We start from the raw sequence: 15,321 nt of genomic DNA, 5'->3' as shown, positions 1-15,321 counted from the left end.
CCCCTCTCCCGGCAGTCATCATCGCTGTGTATGCTCGGAGGCTGTGGACACCTACAGCCCCGCCGAGATCGTCGAGCACCTCGCCGCCCTGCGCGCCGAGCACCGCCTGCTGGATGAACAGATCACCCGCATGGCCGCCAACGGCGAGGACGAACTGGAAGCCAAGCGCCTGAAGCGGCGCAAGCTGCAGCTGAAGGACTGCATCGCCAGGCTGGAAAGCCTGCAGATTCCCGACGAACCGGCCTGAGCGGTGGCCCATCCACGCATGGCGTGGATCTACTGCTTCGCCCCGGTAGATGCCAACCTTGGTTGGCATGCCGTTCGCCGGGCACGGCCCGGCACTGCCTTCAATCCTGCGGCGCAGGCTCGTCCGGGCGTGCCGCTTCCGGGCTGACCCGTTCGATGGTGTGGCGCAGCTCGCGGCCGAGGATGAACTTGGCATCCTTGGCCCACGCATCCAGGCGTTCGTCGAACAGCAGCTTGCTGTTCTCGTCCGGCCACACCAGGCGCAGCTCGCGCAGCTTCTGGATGAAGCCACGGAACAGGGATTTGTCGAAGAACTCCGGTGCCGCCGGTGCATAGAGCAGGCTCAGCCGCTGCGCGGCCTGCTGGCACAGGCTTTCCAGCTCGGCCGCGCCGAGCACGCCGGGGCCGTTCTTCACCAGTACCGAGATGGCGATGTAATAGCGCTCGAACGCCTGCTGCAGCGAATGGCCGATCGCACGCAGGCGGAACACCTCGTCGGTCTGCCCGGTGTTGCGCGCCAGGATGCCGCCATCGTCATCGTTGACGTTCTGCAGCAGGCCTTCGCGCACGAACACGTCGATGGTCCGGTCGATGCGCTGGGCGAACTCGTCCTCGCTCCACGGCAGGAACAGCTCGGCCTGCAGGAACGGGTATACCGTACGCCCCAGCTGGACCAGGCCGGTGCGGCTCATGCGGCGGTTGTTCTGGAAGCAGCAGGCCACCCACGACGAGGCGGTGAACAGGTGCACCACGTTGTTGCGGAAGTAGCTGAGCAGCACCGCGGTATCGCCGCTGACGCTGAGCACGTCGCCCAGCGGGTGCTTGATGCGGGTGAGGACGTTGATTTCCTCGGCATGGGCGATGATCCGCTCCGGCGAGTGCGGGGTCACCGTCACCCGGTCCGAGTACGGCATCTCGACCAGCAGGGTCTTGCACAGCTCGATCTGCGCGATCAGGTCGGCCTCGCCCATCGCATGCTTCGGCGTGGACAGCAGGGCCAGCGCCAGCAGGTTGATCGGGTTGACGTCGGCGGCACCGTTGATGCGCACCTGGATGCGTTCGGCCAGCGTATCCACCGTGGTCGACAGCCACGCCGGCTTCTCGTCCTCGGACACCGCCTCGCCCTTCCACTCCGGCGCCTTCTCGGCGAGCACGTCGTTCAGTGCGATCGGTTCGCCGAAGTTCACCACCACCTGGCCGTAGTTCTGCTTGAGCACCTTGGGGATGCCCCACAGCAGCGACCAGATCGATTCCTTTTCCTTCGGCCGGCCGGACAGTTCGTCCAGGTAGCTGCCGCCCTCCATCAGCTTCTCGTAGCCAATGTAGATGGGCTGGAACAGCACCGGCTTGCGCGGCTGGCGCAGGAACGCGCGCAGCGTCATCGAGATCATGCCGCCCTTGGGCTGCAGCAGTCGGCCGGTACGCGAGCGGCCGCCTTCGACGAAGTACTCCAGCGAGTAGCCACCGGCCACCAGCTGCGCGACGTATTCGCTGAGCACCGCCGAGTACAGCGCGTTGCCACGGATCGAGCGGCGGATGAAGAACGCACCGCCCTTGCGCAGCAGGGTGCCGACCACCGGCAGATTCAGGTTGATGCCGGCCACGATGTGCGGCGGCACGATGCCACGGTCGTACAGCAGGTAGGACAGCAGCAGGTAGTCCATGTGGCTGCGGTGGCTGGGCACGTAGACCACTTCGTGGCCCGGCGCGGCGGCCTTGAACTTGTCCAGGTGGTGCACCAGCACGCCCGCATAGATGCGGTTCCACACGTGGCTGAGCATGAAGCTGGCCGAGCGCACCACCGGGCTGGAATAGTCCGCGGCGATTTCCCAGGCGTAGGCGTGTGCCTTCTTCCAGGCATCGGCCGGCTTCGAATTGTCGCGCTTGGCCTGTGCGGCGATCGCTTCGCGCACCGGTTCGGCGGCCAGCACCTGGTCGACCAGCAGGCGCCGCGTCGACAGGTCAGGGCCGATCACCGATTCACGAATGCGGCGGAAATGGGTACGCAGCACGCGCTGCAGCTTGCGCACCGTGCGCTCCGGCTCCAGGCCTTCGTCCACGGTGCTGCGCAGCGAGATCGGCGGGGCAAAGCGGACGATGGTGCTGCGGCCGTTGAGCAGCACCGCCAGCAGGCGGCGGAAGCGGCCGACCAGCGCCCAGTTTTCCGAGAACAGCACGGCGAACCAACCGCTCTGCTTGTCCGGCGCGCGGCCGACGAAGATCGACACCGGCACCAGATGCACGTCCAGGTCATCGCGCACGCGATGGGCCTGCAGGACCTTGGCCAGCGAATCGGAATGGGTCTTGGCGCCGCGCTGTTCGGGAATCAGCGAGTTGCTGGAGCTGCGCCGCGACAGCGCCAGGTAGGCGCGCTTGCGGCCGGTCGGGTCACCGGCCAGCGGCACCAGCGGCGACGGCAGGCCGGCCTGGCGGCAGGCCTTGTCCAGGATCAGCGCATTGGACAGGCCGTAGTCCTCCAGCACGTACATGACCGGGCGGCCATCGTTGTACTGGCCCGGGTCTTCCGGTTCGATCTTCAGCGACAGCCACGGCTCGACCAGACGGCCGAGCAGCCGAGCCCACAGCGGGCGGCGGCCAGCCGGACGCGCGTGCGCGGGCGGCGGTACCGGGTTCGGGCCGGTACCGGTCGAGGGGGACGCCGGCACCGTATCGGCGGGCGTCGACTGGGATTCTTCGCCGGGGAACGGCAGCGGGTTCTGTTTCGACATCGGCGCCATTATGGCTTAGGCGGCGGCGTTGCCGCTTCCCCACCCTCGGCGGGGGCTTCAGCCGGTGACGGCGACGCAGCGGCGCGGGCCGCGTCGGCCTTGCGCAGCAGCGCGTCGGTGTCGGCCAGGGTGCGGGTCAGGTACCAGTGGCCCTCGCGGCGGCTCAGCGGCAGCTGCAGGGTCATCTCACGCCCCGCCAGGTCGTAGTGCAGGCGTACCAGCGCGTTGTCGCCCTCCACCGAGAGCAGTTCACCGCGCACGCTGCGCAGTGCGTCATCCACGCCCAACCCGTAGCTGCCCAGCACCGCCTTGAGGGTATGGATGAACGGCGCCAGCTGCTGCAGGCTGCCTTCCATGCCCGCGGCCTGCAGGCCGGCCTCATCGTCGAAGCCAACCTTGCCGGCGGCACCCACCAGCGCGGCGATCGTGCTGCGTGCACGCGCACGGTCACTGATCGGCGCGCCCTGCGCCCAGCTGGCAAGGGTTTCCACCAGGGCGATGTAATGGGCCTGCTGGCCGGGCGTATAGCCCTTCTGGTGGCGCAGGTACTGCACGCCGAAGTTGCCCATCGACTGCGCCGCCTGGCGTACCGCGCTGGCCTGGCCTGCCAGCTGGCGGTCGAAGCTGCGTTGCAGTTCGGCACCGGCATTGGGCGTGCGCAGTGCGGCCAGCATCGGCAGCAGCTGGTCGCCCAGCGGCAGCTCGGTCAGCGGCCACTGGCTGTGGCCCTCGGCCCAGGCCTGCTGCAGGCGCTGGTACTGGCTGGGCGGAACCGACAGCTTTGCATAGCCGACCAGATCGTCCTCGGCCAGGCGCAGGGCCATCGCCTGCACCGCCGCAACCGGTTCGGCTGCCGGCCTGGCCGGATCGTTGGCCGGTTCACGGCACGCGGCCACGGCCAGCAGCATGACTGCCAGCCCCCATCCACGCGCAGACCTTCCTCGCACTGCCACGCTCATGCACTCGGACTCCCCGGACCGGTCCGCATCTTGCGGCCTGCGAGGTGACAGCGGCAAGCCGGGACGTCACGGTTTCCGCGGTTGCTTGTGCAAGTCACTGATCGGAATAAAAAAAGAGCCGGGATCACGAGGATCACAGGCTCTTCAAGCCGGCGCAGGGCCGGTGGACAGTGTTGTGGCACATGTCCGGTCCGAGGACCGGATGGCGGCGATCCTACGCTGCCCTTCAAGTTAAGGCAACACTTCACGTAATGCCATGTATGTATTTGATTTTATTGAATCAATCGCGCTGCCAGACAGATTCAATGAAATCTACGGCGTGTTTTTCGGCGATTCGGGCACAACCGCTTGCTGGACGGATGCAAAAACGCCATCCCGCGCGGGTCGGGATGGCGTTCGGGCCTGCAGCCTGCGCAGCGGAATCTCAGCGCGTAGCCAACGCCGACGCGATTTCCTGCTGGATGGCCCGGGCCGCAGCCTGCGGATCGGCGGCCAGGCGGATCGGGCGACCGACCACGATGGCATCGGCGCCATCGGCAAAGGCCTGGGCCACGCCAACGGTACGCTTCTGGTCATCGCCGACCGGGCCACCGGGGCGGATGCCCGGGCAGACGATCGAGAACCCGTCGCCGGTAGCGGCGCGGATCGGGCCGGCTTCCTGGCCCGAGGCGATCACGCCATCGATACCGGCCACCTGCGCGGCCAGCGCGCGCTCGACCACCACGTCCACCGGCTCACGGTCGATGCCCATCTGCGCCAGGTCCGGGCGGCCCATCGAGGTCAGCACGGTCACCGCCAGCAGGCGCATGTCGCTGCTGTTGGCGGCGGCGCAGGCTTCCATCATCGCCGGGTGCCAGCCGTGGATGGTGGCGTAGCTGACCGGCCACTGCGACAGGCGCTTGATCACCGCCGCGGCGGTGGCCGGGATGTCGAAGAACTTCAGGTCGACGAACACGCGCTTGTCGCGGCGGGCCAGCTCGTCCAGCACCTGGAAGTACTCGCCGGAGGCGAGCAGTTCCATGCCGATCTTGTAGAACGCCACGCTGTCGCCGAGGCGGTCGACCCACTCCAGCGCCTGCACGCGGTCAGGCACGTCCAGCGCGAAGATCAGGCGCTCGTCATCGCGCAGCGGCAGCGGCAGCGGCGCGCGGCTCACGGTGCGTAGTCCAGCGCAGCGCGCTTGGCGTCGTGACGGGCCTGGCGCGACTGGCTGTAGTCGTTGTTGAACTGCGCCGGCTCGAAGCCGCCGTAGGTCGGGTTCGGCAGCATCCACCAGCGCTCGCCGAACCAGTCGTGGTACTGCTGCAGCAGCGCGTCACGACCGTCGTTGGTGTTGGCGGTCACTTCGACGAAATCGCCCAGCTGGTCGCCGAACTGCATCAGCACGCGGTATTTCTGCCCGGCCAGGCGGCGGCGGCAGTTCTTCTCGCTGCCGGCCTGCTCGCAGCCTTCGACCACGGTGCCCAGGCCCAGGAACACGCTGTCATCGGCCACCGGCAGGCCCTGCTCGCGCAGGTTGGCCAGGGTTGCGTCCTTCAGGTGCACGGCGCGGTTGGAGATGTACAGCAGGGTCACGCCCTTGGCGTTGGCGGCCTTGGCGAAATCAACCACGCCCGGAATGGCCTTGGCCTTCTTTTCGGCCACCCACTGGTCCCAGGTCAGCTCGTCGTATTCCTTGCCGTCGCGTACCAGGCGCGCCTGGTAGGGCGAGTTGTCCAGCACGGTCTCATCCACGTCCAGCACCACGGCCGGCTTCAGGCCCTTGGCCTCGTTGCCGCGTTCTTCCGGCACCAGCGCATCCCAGTGGGCTTCCTTCAGCGCGGCATCCAGGTGGTCGGCGGCGGCACGGTAGGTCTGCTCGGTGATCGCCTTGTACTCCTGCGCGCGCTGCATCCACAGCACCGCATTGAGGTTGTCGTTGGCAGTGGCATCGAGCGTGCCGTCGGCCTTGGCAGCGGCGGCCGGGGCCTCCGGTGCAGCGGCTTCGGCGGCAGGCGCATCCACGCGCTTGCAGGCGGACAGGCCCAGCGCCGCGGTGGCGAGCAGGGTCAGGGACAGGGAAACGGGACGACGCATGGATTCACCGGCAATCAGATATACCGGCGCATTTTACCGGCAAAGGCGGTCCCGGGACGGCTATGCTTGGCGGTTGACCCGTTGCCCTTCCGGAGGCCGCCATGACCGATTCCACCCAGACCCCCGACGTCCCCCTGCTCGACGCCGTGCAGGCCCGCCTGCTGGGCTGCCTGGTGGAAAAGGAGGCAACCACCCCGGACACCTATCCGCTGACGGTCAACGCCGCCCAATCGGCCGCCAACCAGAAGACCGCCCGCGAGCCGGTGATGAACGTCGATGCCGGCAGCGTGCAGCACGCGCTGCGCCAGCTGGAAACACTGGGCCTGGCCCGCCAGCACTTCTCCTCGCGCGCAGACCGTTACGAGCACCGCCTGCAGGCCGCGCTGGACCTGACCCGGCAGCAGACCGTGCTGCTGGCGATGCTGCTGCTGCGTGGGCCGCAGACCCTGGGCGAACTGGTCACGCGCAGCGAGCGCCTGCACCGCTTCGCTGACGCCGACGAAGCCCGCCACGCCATCGAGCGCCTGCAGCAGCGCGCGCTGCTGGTGGTGCTGCCGCGCGCCAGCGGCCAGCGCGAAGACCGCTACATGCACCTGCTGTGCGGTGAAGTGGACGGCGCGGCGCTTGCGGCCAAATACGCCAGCAGCGGTGGTGGCAGCGACGCGGCCGATCCGGGCCTGGCCGAGCGCGTGGCCCAGCTTGAAGCGGCCGTGGCCGAGCTGCAGGCGCAGCTGGCCGAACTGCGCGGTTGATGGTGGGTGCCGACCGTCAGCTGCTACTGTGCCGGCCAGCGGCCGGCACTACCCGACGTCAGCCGCACCCAAGGTGGCGTACAGCCGGCTGGGCGTTTCGATGCCCGGCAACTGGATCACCCCGCGCTCCTGCATGCCCAGGCCCAGCAGGATCTTCCCGGACACCACGTTGTCCAGATCGGTGATGCCGTACAGATCCTGCAGGCCCAGCTCAGCGCGCGCATGCGCGAACACCGCCCGCGCCGCCTCACTGGCATAACCCTGCCCGGCGAATTCAGACAGCACCGCGTAGCCGATGTCCGGCCCCGGCAGGCCATCGCGGCGCACCAGCCCGGCATTGCCCAGCCACGCCCCATCGGACAACCGCTCGATGGCATACATGCCGAACCCATTCAACGCATAGCTGTGCAGCACCCGCAGCGCGATGTACTCACGCGCCTGTTCTTCACTGCGCACATTGCGGTCACCAATGAAGCGCACGAAGCCCGGATCATTCAACAGCGCCAGCATCGGCGCCGCATCGCGATCAGGTTCAATCGCACGCAAGCGCAGGCGTTCGCTTTCAATTGGATGCACGCGCAGACCTCCAGCCGAAACCCCGATTCTGCCTCAACCCCCGGCTGTTGCTTTTGATTTTCTTTTTTCTTTTCCGTGGCTGGCGCGCACGGAACCTGTCAGAGGCCGGGCGGGTGGGCTGGGCGGGACCGTCCGCGGCATGGGCCCGAGGCATGCCTCGGGCGGGTTGGGCAGGACGCCCAACCCCGGTCTTGCCGTGTGCGCAGGACAGCGCACACGAGCAAGCCGCGGCCGAGCCCCCATGGATGGGTTTACGGCGTGTCGCGACCGGCCCACCCGCCCGGCCCACCACGAATGCGCTGCGAACGGCGGCAGCCACGAGGGGCTGCGCCGTTCGCCGATCAATCGAACAACGCCTCGATCGCCGCCAACCCCGCACTCGCCCGTTCCTTCTTGCGCACCGCATCGGCCACCGGATCAGCACCATCGCGCTGGATCTCCTCCGCCGGAATCTCCTCGAAGAACCGGCTCGGCTTCAACCGCACGTGCTCGCCGAACTTGCGGGTCAGCTTGCTGTAACTCATCCACAGCTGGATCTTGGCGCGGGTGATGCCCACGTAAAGCAGGCGCCGCTCTTCCTGCAGGTTGCCCTCGTCCAGGCTGACCTGGTGCGGCAGCACGCCATCCTCGCAGCCGACGATGAACACGTACGGGAATTCCAGGCCCTTGGAGGCGTGCATGGTCATCATGCGCACCTGGTTGCCGCCCTCGTCCTTGTCGCTGCGCGACAGCAGCGCCAGCTGGCCGGCCAGATCGGCGGCGGTGGCACCGCGCGGGCCGCTTTCGAACCACTGCGCCAGTTCCTCGATGTTGTTGGCACGGCGCTGGTAGCTGGCCTCTTCCTTGGCCTGCTGGCGCAGCTCACTCAACAACCCTGATTCCTTGGCCACCTTGCGGATCATGTCGCCGGAGCTGACCTGGCGGGTCTGCGCACGCAGGTCGCGCAGGATGTCGGTGAAGCGCGCCAGGCTGTTGGCCGCGCGCGGTGGCAGCTGCTGCAGCGCGCCGATCGCCTCGGCGGCCTGCGCCATCGGCATGTCCTTTTCCTGCGCCAGTTCGGCCAGCTTGGCCAGCGTGCCGGCACCGACGTCGCGCTTGGGTGACTGCACCGCACGCATGAACGCGGTGTCGTCGTCCGGGTTCACCAGCAGGCGCAGCCAGGCCAGCGTGTCCTTCACTTCCTGGCGTTCCAGGAACATGGTGCCGCCGGTCAGGTGGTAGGGAATGCGCAGCAGCTGCATCGCCTTTTCCAGCGGACGCGACTGGAAGTTGCCGCGGAACAGGATGCAGAAATCACTCCACGGCACATTGCGCGACTGCGCCACGAAGGCGATCTCGGCGGCAACCTTTTCCGCCTCATGTTCGCTGTTGCGGCACTCCCACACGCGGATGCGTTCGCCGTCGGCCTGGTCACTCCACAGCTTCTTCAGGTGCTCGTGCGGGTTGTTGGCGATCAGCGCATTGGCCGCGCGCAGCACGCGGTTGGAACAGCGGTAGTTCTGCTCCAGCTTGATGATCTCCAGCTTGGGATAGTCGCGCCCCATCTGCTGCAGGTTTTCCGGATTGGCGCCACGCCAGGCATAGATCGACTGGTCATCGTCACCCACGCAGGTGAAGTTGCCCTTGTCACCGGCCAGCTGCTTGAGCAGCCGGTACTGCGCGTCGTTGGTGTCCTGGCATTCGTCCACCAGCAGGTAGCCGATGCGCTCGCGCCAAGCCAGCGCGATCTCCGGATTTTCTTCCAGGATCTGCACCGGCAGACGGATCAGGTCATCGAAGTCGACCGCATTGAACGCGGTCAGGCGCAGCTGGTAGCGCTCGTAGACGCTGGCCGCTTCCTTCTCGCGATTGCTGCGCGCGGCGGCCATCGCCTGCTCGGGCGACAGGCCGGCGTTCTTCGCGCGCGACACCAGGTTCTTCATGTCCTCGATGTCATCAGGCTTGGCCCCATACATCAGGTCCTTGATCTGCGCAGCGGCATCGTCTGCATCGAAGATCGAGAAGCCGCGCTTCAGGCCAACGGCCGCGTGCTCGATCTGCAGGAACTTCAGGCCCAGCGCATGGAAGGTGCAGATGGTCACCTCGTCGGCGTCCTGCTCGCGCAGGCGCTTGGCCACGCGCTCGCGCATTTCCTTGGCCGACTTGTTGGTGAAGGTGATCGCCGCGATGCGGCGCGCCGGATAGCGGCCGCAACCGATCAGGTGGGCGATCTTTTCCACGATCACACGCGTCTTGCCGCTGCCCGCGCCGGCGAGCACCAGCAATGGACCTTCGATGTGCAGGACGGCGGCGGCTTGGGGGGGATTGAGACCGTGCATGGGATGGGGATTGTAGCGGGGCCGGGTGACGACCACAGCGGGCCGCCGGTGGGGTTGCTGAACGGCTTCGGCGAAGCGGGGCTGCGGCGTACAATCCGTCGATGGCCAAGCTCTACTTCTACTATTCGGCGATGAACGCCGGCAAGACCACCACCCTGCTGCAGAGCGCCCACAACTACCGCGAGCGCGGCATGCGGGTGGCGATCCTGACCCCGCGCCTGGACGATCGTGCCGGCGCCGGCGTGGTCGCCTCGCGGATCGGCCTGCGTGCGGACGGCATGGCCTTCGACCGCGATACCGACCTGCAGCGCTGGGTCGAGCAGGATCTGGCAGCCAACGGCCCGATGGGCTGCGTGCTGGTGGACGAGGCGCAGTTCCTGACCCGCGCCCAGGTCTGGCAGCTCAGCGAAGTGGTCGACCAGCTGCGCATTCCGGTGCTGTGCTACGGCCTGCGCACCGACTTCCGCGGCGAGCTGTTCGAAGGCAGCCAGTACCTGCTGGCCTGGGCCGATGAGATGCAGGAGATCAAGACCATCTGCCACAGTGGCAAGAAGGCGACGATGACGGTGCGCGTGGACGAGCATGGCCACGCGGTGCAGGACGGCCCGCAGGTGGAGATCGGCGGCAACGACCGCTACGTGTCGGTCAGTCGCGCCGAGTTCAAGAAGATCACCCGCGGCGAAGGGCGGATCGATCCGGCGCAGGCGCCGCTGCCGCTGTAGCAGGCGCGCCGGTGCGCCATGACCTCCAGCGGTTTACAAGCACGCGCTGTCGCGCCTAGGCTGCGGCTCCCCTGCTGCCGAACTGGACGTCCGACATGCGCTCTGCCCTCCTGCTGCTGCTGCTGCCGCTGCTGTTGCTGCCCCTGCTGGCCACCGCGGCCGAGCGCCCGTCAGGTGAAGACGATGCGGCGGTGATCGGCGCCGGTTTCATGGACAGCCACCCGGACATGATGTACCGGCAATGGGGCGTCAACGCGCTGCGTCGCAACGATGTCAACGGCGCGATGGACAACTTCCGGCTGGCCGCGCGGTATGCGGACAAGCCTGCCCAGGGCTACCTCGGCGAGATGTACTGGTACGGGGTAGAGCAGCCGCGCAATCCGGTCATGGCCTATGCCTGGATGGAGGTGGCGGCCGAACGTGGCTATCCGTTGTTCGTCGAGCTGCGCAACGAGTACTGGGCCACGCTGCCGCTGGAGCAGCATGATGCGGCGCGCGCGCAGGCAAGCGCGCTGCGCGCCGAGTATGGTGACGAAGTCGCGCGCCCACGCATGGCCGAAGTGCTCAGAAAGGGGCGCCGCGAGATGACCGGCAGCCGCGTCGGCTCGATGTCCAACAACGTCGACATCGTGTACATGGACGGCGGAATCTCCCGCACCATCAAGGCCGATCGCCTCTACGACCCGAAGTACTGGGACCCGAAGCAGTACGAACGCTGGCAGGACGAAACCTGGATGAAGATCCGCCGGGGCACGGTGGAAGTGGGTGTGCCGACCCAGTCGCACGCCACCGACAGCAAGCCTTGAAACAACGGTGCCGGCATGTAGCCGGCACCGGGCCGCATCCATTCAGTACAGCGTGCGCTCCGGCGCACCTGCCGGCGGCGGGGTGTACTGGTACAGCCAGGTCTCGGTGAGGGTCTTGCCGCCACTGCGCAGGAACAGGCGGATGTCGATCTGCTCGGTGCTGCCTTCCGGCGGCACCAGGTCGAACATCGCGCGGTAGCCGTTGATCTCGCGCAGCGGGCGCGCCGACACGATCTCGACCCGGCCGCGGCTGGCTTCCACCACGGCCTCGACCTCCCCCTTGTCGATCAGCCTGGCCAGTTCGCCGCCTTCGAAGTCCACCGCGAAGCGCCAGCTGAAATACTCGCGCTTCTTGCCGACCACGCCGCCCAGGCCGGTGCGGCTGGCCACGCAGTGCGCCAGCGGCGGCCGTGCCGGCGGCTCGGCGCCCCAGTACAGGCGGTAGCCGACCAGCAGCTCCTGGCCCGGCTGCGGCTTTTCCTTCGGGTTCCAGAACGCCACGATGTTGTCGAAGGTCTCGTCCACGGTGGGAATCTCCACCAGCTGCACCGAGCCCTCGCCCCATTCGCCCTTCGGCTCCACCCACAGGCAGGGGCGCTTCTCGTAGAACACGCCGTCGTCCTGGTAGTGGTCGAAGTTGCGGTCGCGCTGCAGCAGGCCGAAACCACGCGGGTTGCGGTCAACGAACATGTTGAAGCGCAGGTTGCGCGGGTTCAGCAGCGGTCGCCAGATCCATTCGCCGGCACCGGTCCACAGCGACAGGCCGTCGGTATCGTGGATCTCCGGGCGCCAGTCCCATGCCATGCGGCGGTCGTTCTCGCCCACCTGGTACATGCTGGTGCACGGGGCGATGCCCAGCCGCTCGATCGCCTTGCGCGGGTACAGCGCGCTGTCGATGTCCATCAGCAGCACGTCGCCGTTGGTGATGGCGAAGCGGTACGCACCGGCCACGCTGGGCGAATCCAGCAGGCCGTAGACCACGATCGTCTCCGAATCGGCCGACGGCTGCTCCAGGTAGTAGGCGATGAAGTCCGGGAATTCCTCCGGCTTGCCCATGCCGGTGTCGATCGCCAGGCCGCGCGCGGACTGGCCGTACTGGCCTTCCTTGCCGACCGCGCGGAAGTAGCTGGCGCCGAGGAAGGCCGCGAAGTCGCGGTCGGTGTCCTTGCGGGTGTTCAGGCGGAAGCCGGCGAAGCCCAGATCGGCCGGCAGCTCGCCGTCCTTGATGCCGCTCTTGCCGTAGTTGAACGCCGCGCCGTCATAGGCCAGCTCCTGCGCCTTGCCGTCGACCACGTCGAACATGCGCACCGGCGAATGGAAGTACAGGCCCAGGTGGAAGAACTTGGCCTGGAACTTGCCCGGCTGGTCAGCCCACAGCGCATGGTCCTGGCGGTAGCCGATCGACTGGTACTGGTCCCAGTCCAGGCCTTCCAGGCGGCCCGGCAGCACCCGCTTGTGGCTCTTGTAGGGTGCCTGTGCCAGCGCGCGCGCCTGGCCCTTCAGGGTGGCGAAGTCGAACGGCTGCGGCTGGCCGAGGCGGCGCAGGCCCATCTGGCCGCTCTTGCTGGCCGCGCACGCGGGCAGGGACGGCAGGCCGAATGCAGCCAGGGCGAGGGAGGCATTGCGGATGAAGTCGCGTCGTTGCATGCAGGCGCGTCAGGCACAGAGGGAAGGTCGGCCATCATAGGCAGACAAACGTTAACGGGCAGCGGAGACGTACCCTGCCCGTTCAGCTGCCGCTGGCCGCCCGCCTCAGCGCTGGCAGTGGCTGCACCAGACGCTGGCGCGCTGGCCGATGGTGGCGTGCTTCAGCGCGCGGCCACAGTTCGGGCAGGGCAGCCCATCGCGGCCGTACACCAGCAGTTCCTGTTCGAAGTAGCCCGGTGCGCCGTCAGGGCTGATGAAATCGCGCAGCGTGGTGCCGCCACGGGTGATGGCGTAGCCGAGGATTTCCTTCACCGCGTCGGCCAGCCGCTGATAGCGCCCGCGCGAGATCTTGCCGGCCTCGCGCAGTGGACTGATGCCGGCCTTGAACAGGCTCTCGGCGGCGTAGATGTTGCCCACGCCCACCACCACCGCCTGGTCCATCAGGAAGGTCTTCACCGGCGCGCTGCGGCCACGGCTGCGGGCGAACAGGTAGTCGCCGTCGAACGCGTCGTCCAGCGGCTCCGGGCCCAGCCCCTGCAGCAGCGGATGGATCTCACCGGCCGGCTGCCAGAGCAGGCTGCCGAAGCGGCGCGGGTCGTTGAAGCGCAGCAGGCGGCCGTTGTCCAGGCTGATGTCGACGTGGTCGTGGGCGCGTACCGGCGTATCACCGGGCAGCACGCGCAGGCTGCCGGACATGCCCAGGTGCAGCACCGCGCTGCCGATGGCGGTATCCAGCAGCAGGTACTTGGCGCGACGGCGGATCTCCTCGATGCGCTGCCCCGGCAGCAGCTCGGCCACTTCCGGCGGAATCGGCCAGCGCAGGTCGGCGCGGCGCAGGATCACGCCATGCACGCGGCGGCCCTGCAGGTGCGGCGCCAGGCCGCGGCGGGTGGTTTCGACTTCGGGCAGTTCAGGCATGAACCGATTCTACGCCCGCTCAGCGTGGCGGTGCCGCCAGTTCACGGGCATCCAGGACGCCATCACCGTTGGCATCCTGCTTGTGGAAACGCTGCACGATCACCTGCCGCTGCTGCTCGCGGCTGATCGCCCTGCCCTTGCCGCCGGGCAGCTCGTCTGCGCTCAGCACGCCATCGCCATTGCGGTCCATGCGATCGAAGGCATACAGCATCCACTGCACGTACTCGGATTCACTCACCCGGCCGTCGCCATCGCTGTCCATCCGCTGCAGGTAGCTGGTGGTGTCGGTGACCTGGGCCAGCGCCGCGCCCGGCAGCAGCATCGTCAACGCAAGCCCATACCCAGCCCTCACGCGCCCACCAGGCTGTAGCCCTTCAACCGTGCGGCATAGGCCTGCAGCGCGGCGATCCCGCTTTCCTCGGCCTCACGGCACCACGCCTGCAGCTGATGCAGGCGCTCGGCAGCATCGTGGCCGCGGGCCTCGAGCAGCGCCGCCAGCCGCGCGCGGTACTCGACCAGGGTGCGGATGCGCGGGCGCTGTGCCACCCATTCGCTGAGCTGGGCACGACTGTCCGGCTTCAGCCAGCGGCCATCGTTGACCAGGCCACGGCGCAGACGGCGTGGCAGCAGGCGGCGCAGCTTGGCCCCGGCCTGCACGGCTTCCTCGCGCAGGGCCGGCATGAACACATTGCGCTGGTAATCGGTCATCGCCTGGAAGCGGTGCGACAGCAGCGCCTTCAGGGTTTCGGCATCGGGCACCGCGATGTTCGGGCGCACGTCCATGGCCGGCGCCACCCGCAGCACCTTGGCCAGACGCAGCGCCTGCAGCAGGCGGATCGCACTCCAGCCGATATCGAACTCCCAGCGCCGCATCGCGAAGCGCGCCGAACTGGGGAAGGCATGATGGTTGTTGTGCAGCTCCTCGCCACCGATCCAGAACCCCCACGGCGTGAGATTGGTGGAGGTGTCGGCGGACTCGTAGTTGCGGTAGCCCCACCAGTGCCCCAGGCCATTGACCACGCCCGCGGCCCAGAACGGGATCCATGCCATCTGGATCGCCCACAGGGCCACGCCCGGCAGGCCAAACAACACGGTATTGATCGCGAACAACAGCACCGGCCCCAACGTGGCATGCGGGGTATACAGGCGGCGCTCGATCGCATCATCCGGGGTGCCGCGCCCGTACTGCTCGATGTCCGCGCGCATGCCACGCGCTTCGCGGTACAGCTCCACGCCGTGCCAGAACACCTTGCCGATGCCACGGGTGACCGGGCTGTGCGGGTCGTCCTCGGTCTCCACCTTGGCGTGGTGCTTGCGGTGGATGGCCACCCACTCTCGGGTGATCATCGAGGTGGTCAGCCACAGCCAGAAGCGGAACACATGGGCCAGCGCCGGGTGGAAATCGACCCCACGATGGGCCTGGCTGCGGTGCAGGTACAGGGTCACCGAGAAGATGGTGATCTGAGTGAAGACCAGCAGCACCGCCAGCATGGCCCACCAGCCCAGGCCGAGCACACCACCGGTCAACAGGGACATCAGGGCATCTGGCATGACGGCTCTCCGGGTCGACGC

The 15,321-nt window shown here is 67.7% G+C and carries 14 protein-coding genes; 4 read left to right on the top strand and 10 right to left on the bottom strand.

What is annotated here, in order from left to right; translation table 11 throughout:
- Window positions 1-43 precede the first annotated feature (43 nt).
- A complete protein-coding gene (locus ACX9OT_RS07260; protein ID WP_005421068.1) occupies window positions 44-247 on the top strand; it encodes a YdcH family protein in 204 nt (67 codons plus the stop codon).
- Window positions 248-347: 100 nt separating this feature from the next.
- Here the strand turns inward: ACX9OT_RS07260 and plsB are convergent, their stop codons facing one another.
- From plsB to ACX9OT_RS07240, 4 genes are all read right to left on the bottom strand, one after another.
- Window positions 348-2,984, bottom strand: a complete 2,637-nt coding sequence (plsB, locus tag ACX9OT_RS07255; RefSeq protein WP_032128690.1) for a glycerol-3-phosphate 1-O-acyltransferase PlsB — start codon at window positions 2,982-2,984, stop codon at window positions 348-350.
- Window positions 2,984-3,934, bottom strand: a complete 951-nt coding sequence (locus tag ACX9OT_RS07250) for a hypothetical protein (RefSeq protein WP_277778873.1) — start codon at window positions 3,932-3,934, stop codon at window positions 2,984-2,986. Before ACX9OT_RS07250 ends, plsB begins: the two co-directional genes overlap by 1 nt.
- Before the next feature lie 424 nt (window positions 3,935-4,358).
- The gene (pyrF, locus tag ACX9OT_RS07245; protein WP_277778874.1) at window positions 4,359-5,090 is read right to left on the bottom strand and encodes an orotidine-5'-phosphate decarboxylase; all 732 of its coding nucleotides are present in this window, start codon (window positions 5,088-5,090) and stop codon (window positions 4,359-4,361) included.
- On the bottom strand, window positions 5,087-6,010 hold the full coding sequence (locus ACX9OT_RS07240; protein ID WP_049461551.1) for a 5'-nucleotidase, lipoprotein e(P4) family: 924 nt from the start codon (window positions 6,008-6,010) through the stop codon (window positions 5,087-5,089). The genes pyrF and ACX9OT_RS07240 overlap by 4 nt, the downstream gene beginning before the upstream one ends.
- Window positions 6,011-6,111: 101 nt before the next feature.
- Between ACX9OT_RS07240 and ACX9OT_RS07235 the strand changes: the two genes are divergently transcribed.
- Window positions 6,112-6,762 (top strand): YceH family protein, encoded by a 651-nt coding sequence (locus ACX9OT_RS07235; RefSeq protein WP_032128686.1) that lies wholly within the window; start codon window positions 6,112-6,114, stop codon window positions 6,760-6,762.
- Between the two features lie 48 nt (window positions 6,763-6,810).
- Here ACX9OT_RS07235 and ACX9OT_RS07230 read toward each other — a convergent pair whose 3' ends face one another.
- Both ACX9OT_RS07230 and ACX9OT_RS07225 read right to left on the bottom strand, forming a co-directional pair.
- Window positions 6,811-7,338: a GNAT family N-acetyltransferase gene (locus tag ACX9OT_RS07230; RefSeq protein WP_189720313.1), complete on the bottom strand. Its 528-nt coding sequence runs from the start codon at window positions 7,336-7,338 to the stop codon at window positions 6,811-6,813.
- Between the two features lie 341 nt (window positions 7,339-7,679).
- Complete coding sequence (locus tag ACX9OT_RS07225) at window positions 7,680-9,656, bottom strand: UvrD-helicase domain-containing protein (RefSeq protein WP_189720312.1); 1,977 nt, start codon at window positions 9,654-9,656, stop codon at window positions 7,680-7,682.
- 101 nt (window positions 9,657-9,757) lie between these two features.
- Between ACX9OT_RS07225 and ACX9OT_RS07220 the strand changes: the two genes are divergently transcribed.
- Together ACX9OT_RS07220 and ACX9OT_RS07215 are read left to right on the top strand one after the other, a co-directional pair.
- Window positions 9,758-10,378 (top strand): thymidine kinase, encoded by a 621-nt coding sequence (locus tag ACX9OT_RS07220; protein ID WP_008264720.1) that lies wholly within the window; start codon window positions 9,758-9,760, stop codon window positions 10,376-10,378.
- Between the two features lie 95 nt (window positions 10,379-10,473).
- Window positions 10,474-11,184 carry a sel1 repeat family protein gene (locus ACX9OT_RS07215; RefSeq protein WP_180837741.1) on the top strand — a complete coding sequence of 237 codons (711 nt, stop codon included), beginning with the start codon at window positions 10,474-10,476 and terminating at the stop codon, window positions 11,182-11,184.
- A gap of 42 nt (window positions 11,185-11,226) precedes the next feature.
- Here the strand turns inward: ACX9OT_RS07215 and ACX9OT_RS07210 are convergent, their stop codons facing one another.
- The 4 genes from ACX9OT_RS07210 to ACX9OT_RS07195 form a co-directional block, all read right to left on the bottom strand.
- Complete coding sequence (locus ACX9OT_RS07210) at window positions 11,227-12,831, bottom strand: OpgD/OpgG family glucan biosynthesis protein (protein WP_012509627.1); 1,605 nt, start codon at window positions 12,829-12,831, stop codon at window positions 11,227-11,229.
- Between the two features lie 105 nt (window positions 12,832-12,936).
- Complete coding sequence (mutM, locus tag ACX9OT_RS07205) at window positions 12,937-13,749, bottom strand: bifunctional DNA-formamidopyrimidine glycosylase/DNA-(apurinic or apyrimidinic site) lyase (protein WP_049422377.1); 813 nt, start codon at window positions 13,747-13,749, stop codon at window positions 12,937-12,939.
- 19 nt (window positions 13,750-13,768) lie between these two features.
- Complete coding sequence (locus tag ACX9OT_RS07200; RefSeq protein ID WP_277779111.1) at window positions 13,769-14,101, bottom strand: EF-hand domain-containing protein; 333 nt, start codon at window positions 14,099-14,101, stop codon at window positions 13,769-13,771.
- Window positions 14,098-15,300, bottom strand: coding sequence for a DesA family fatty acid desaturase (locus ACX9OT_RS07195; protein WP_032128677.1), 1,203 nt, complete (start codon window positions 15,298-15,300; stop codon window positions 14,098-14,100). The genes ACX9OT_RS07200 and ACX9OT_RS07195 overlap by 4 nt, the downstream gene beginning before the upstream one ends.
- Window positions 15,301-15,321 lie beyond the last annotated feature (21 nt).

The sequence above is a fragment of the Stenotrophomonas genospecies 3 genome, from assembly GCF_054473855.1.
Note: the sequence above shows the minus strand (reverse complement) of the source record. Positions and strands in the feature narration are given on the sequence as shown.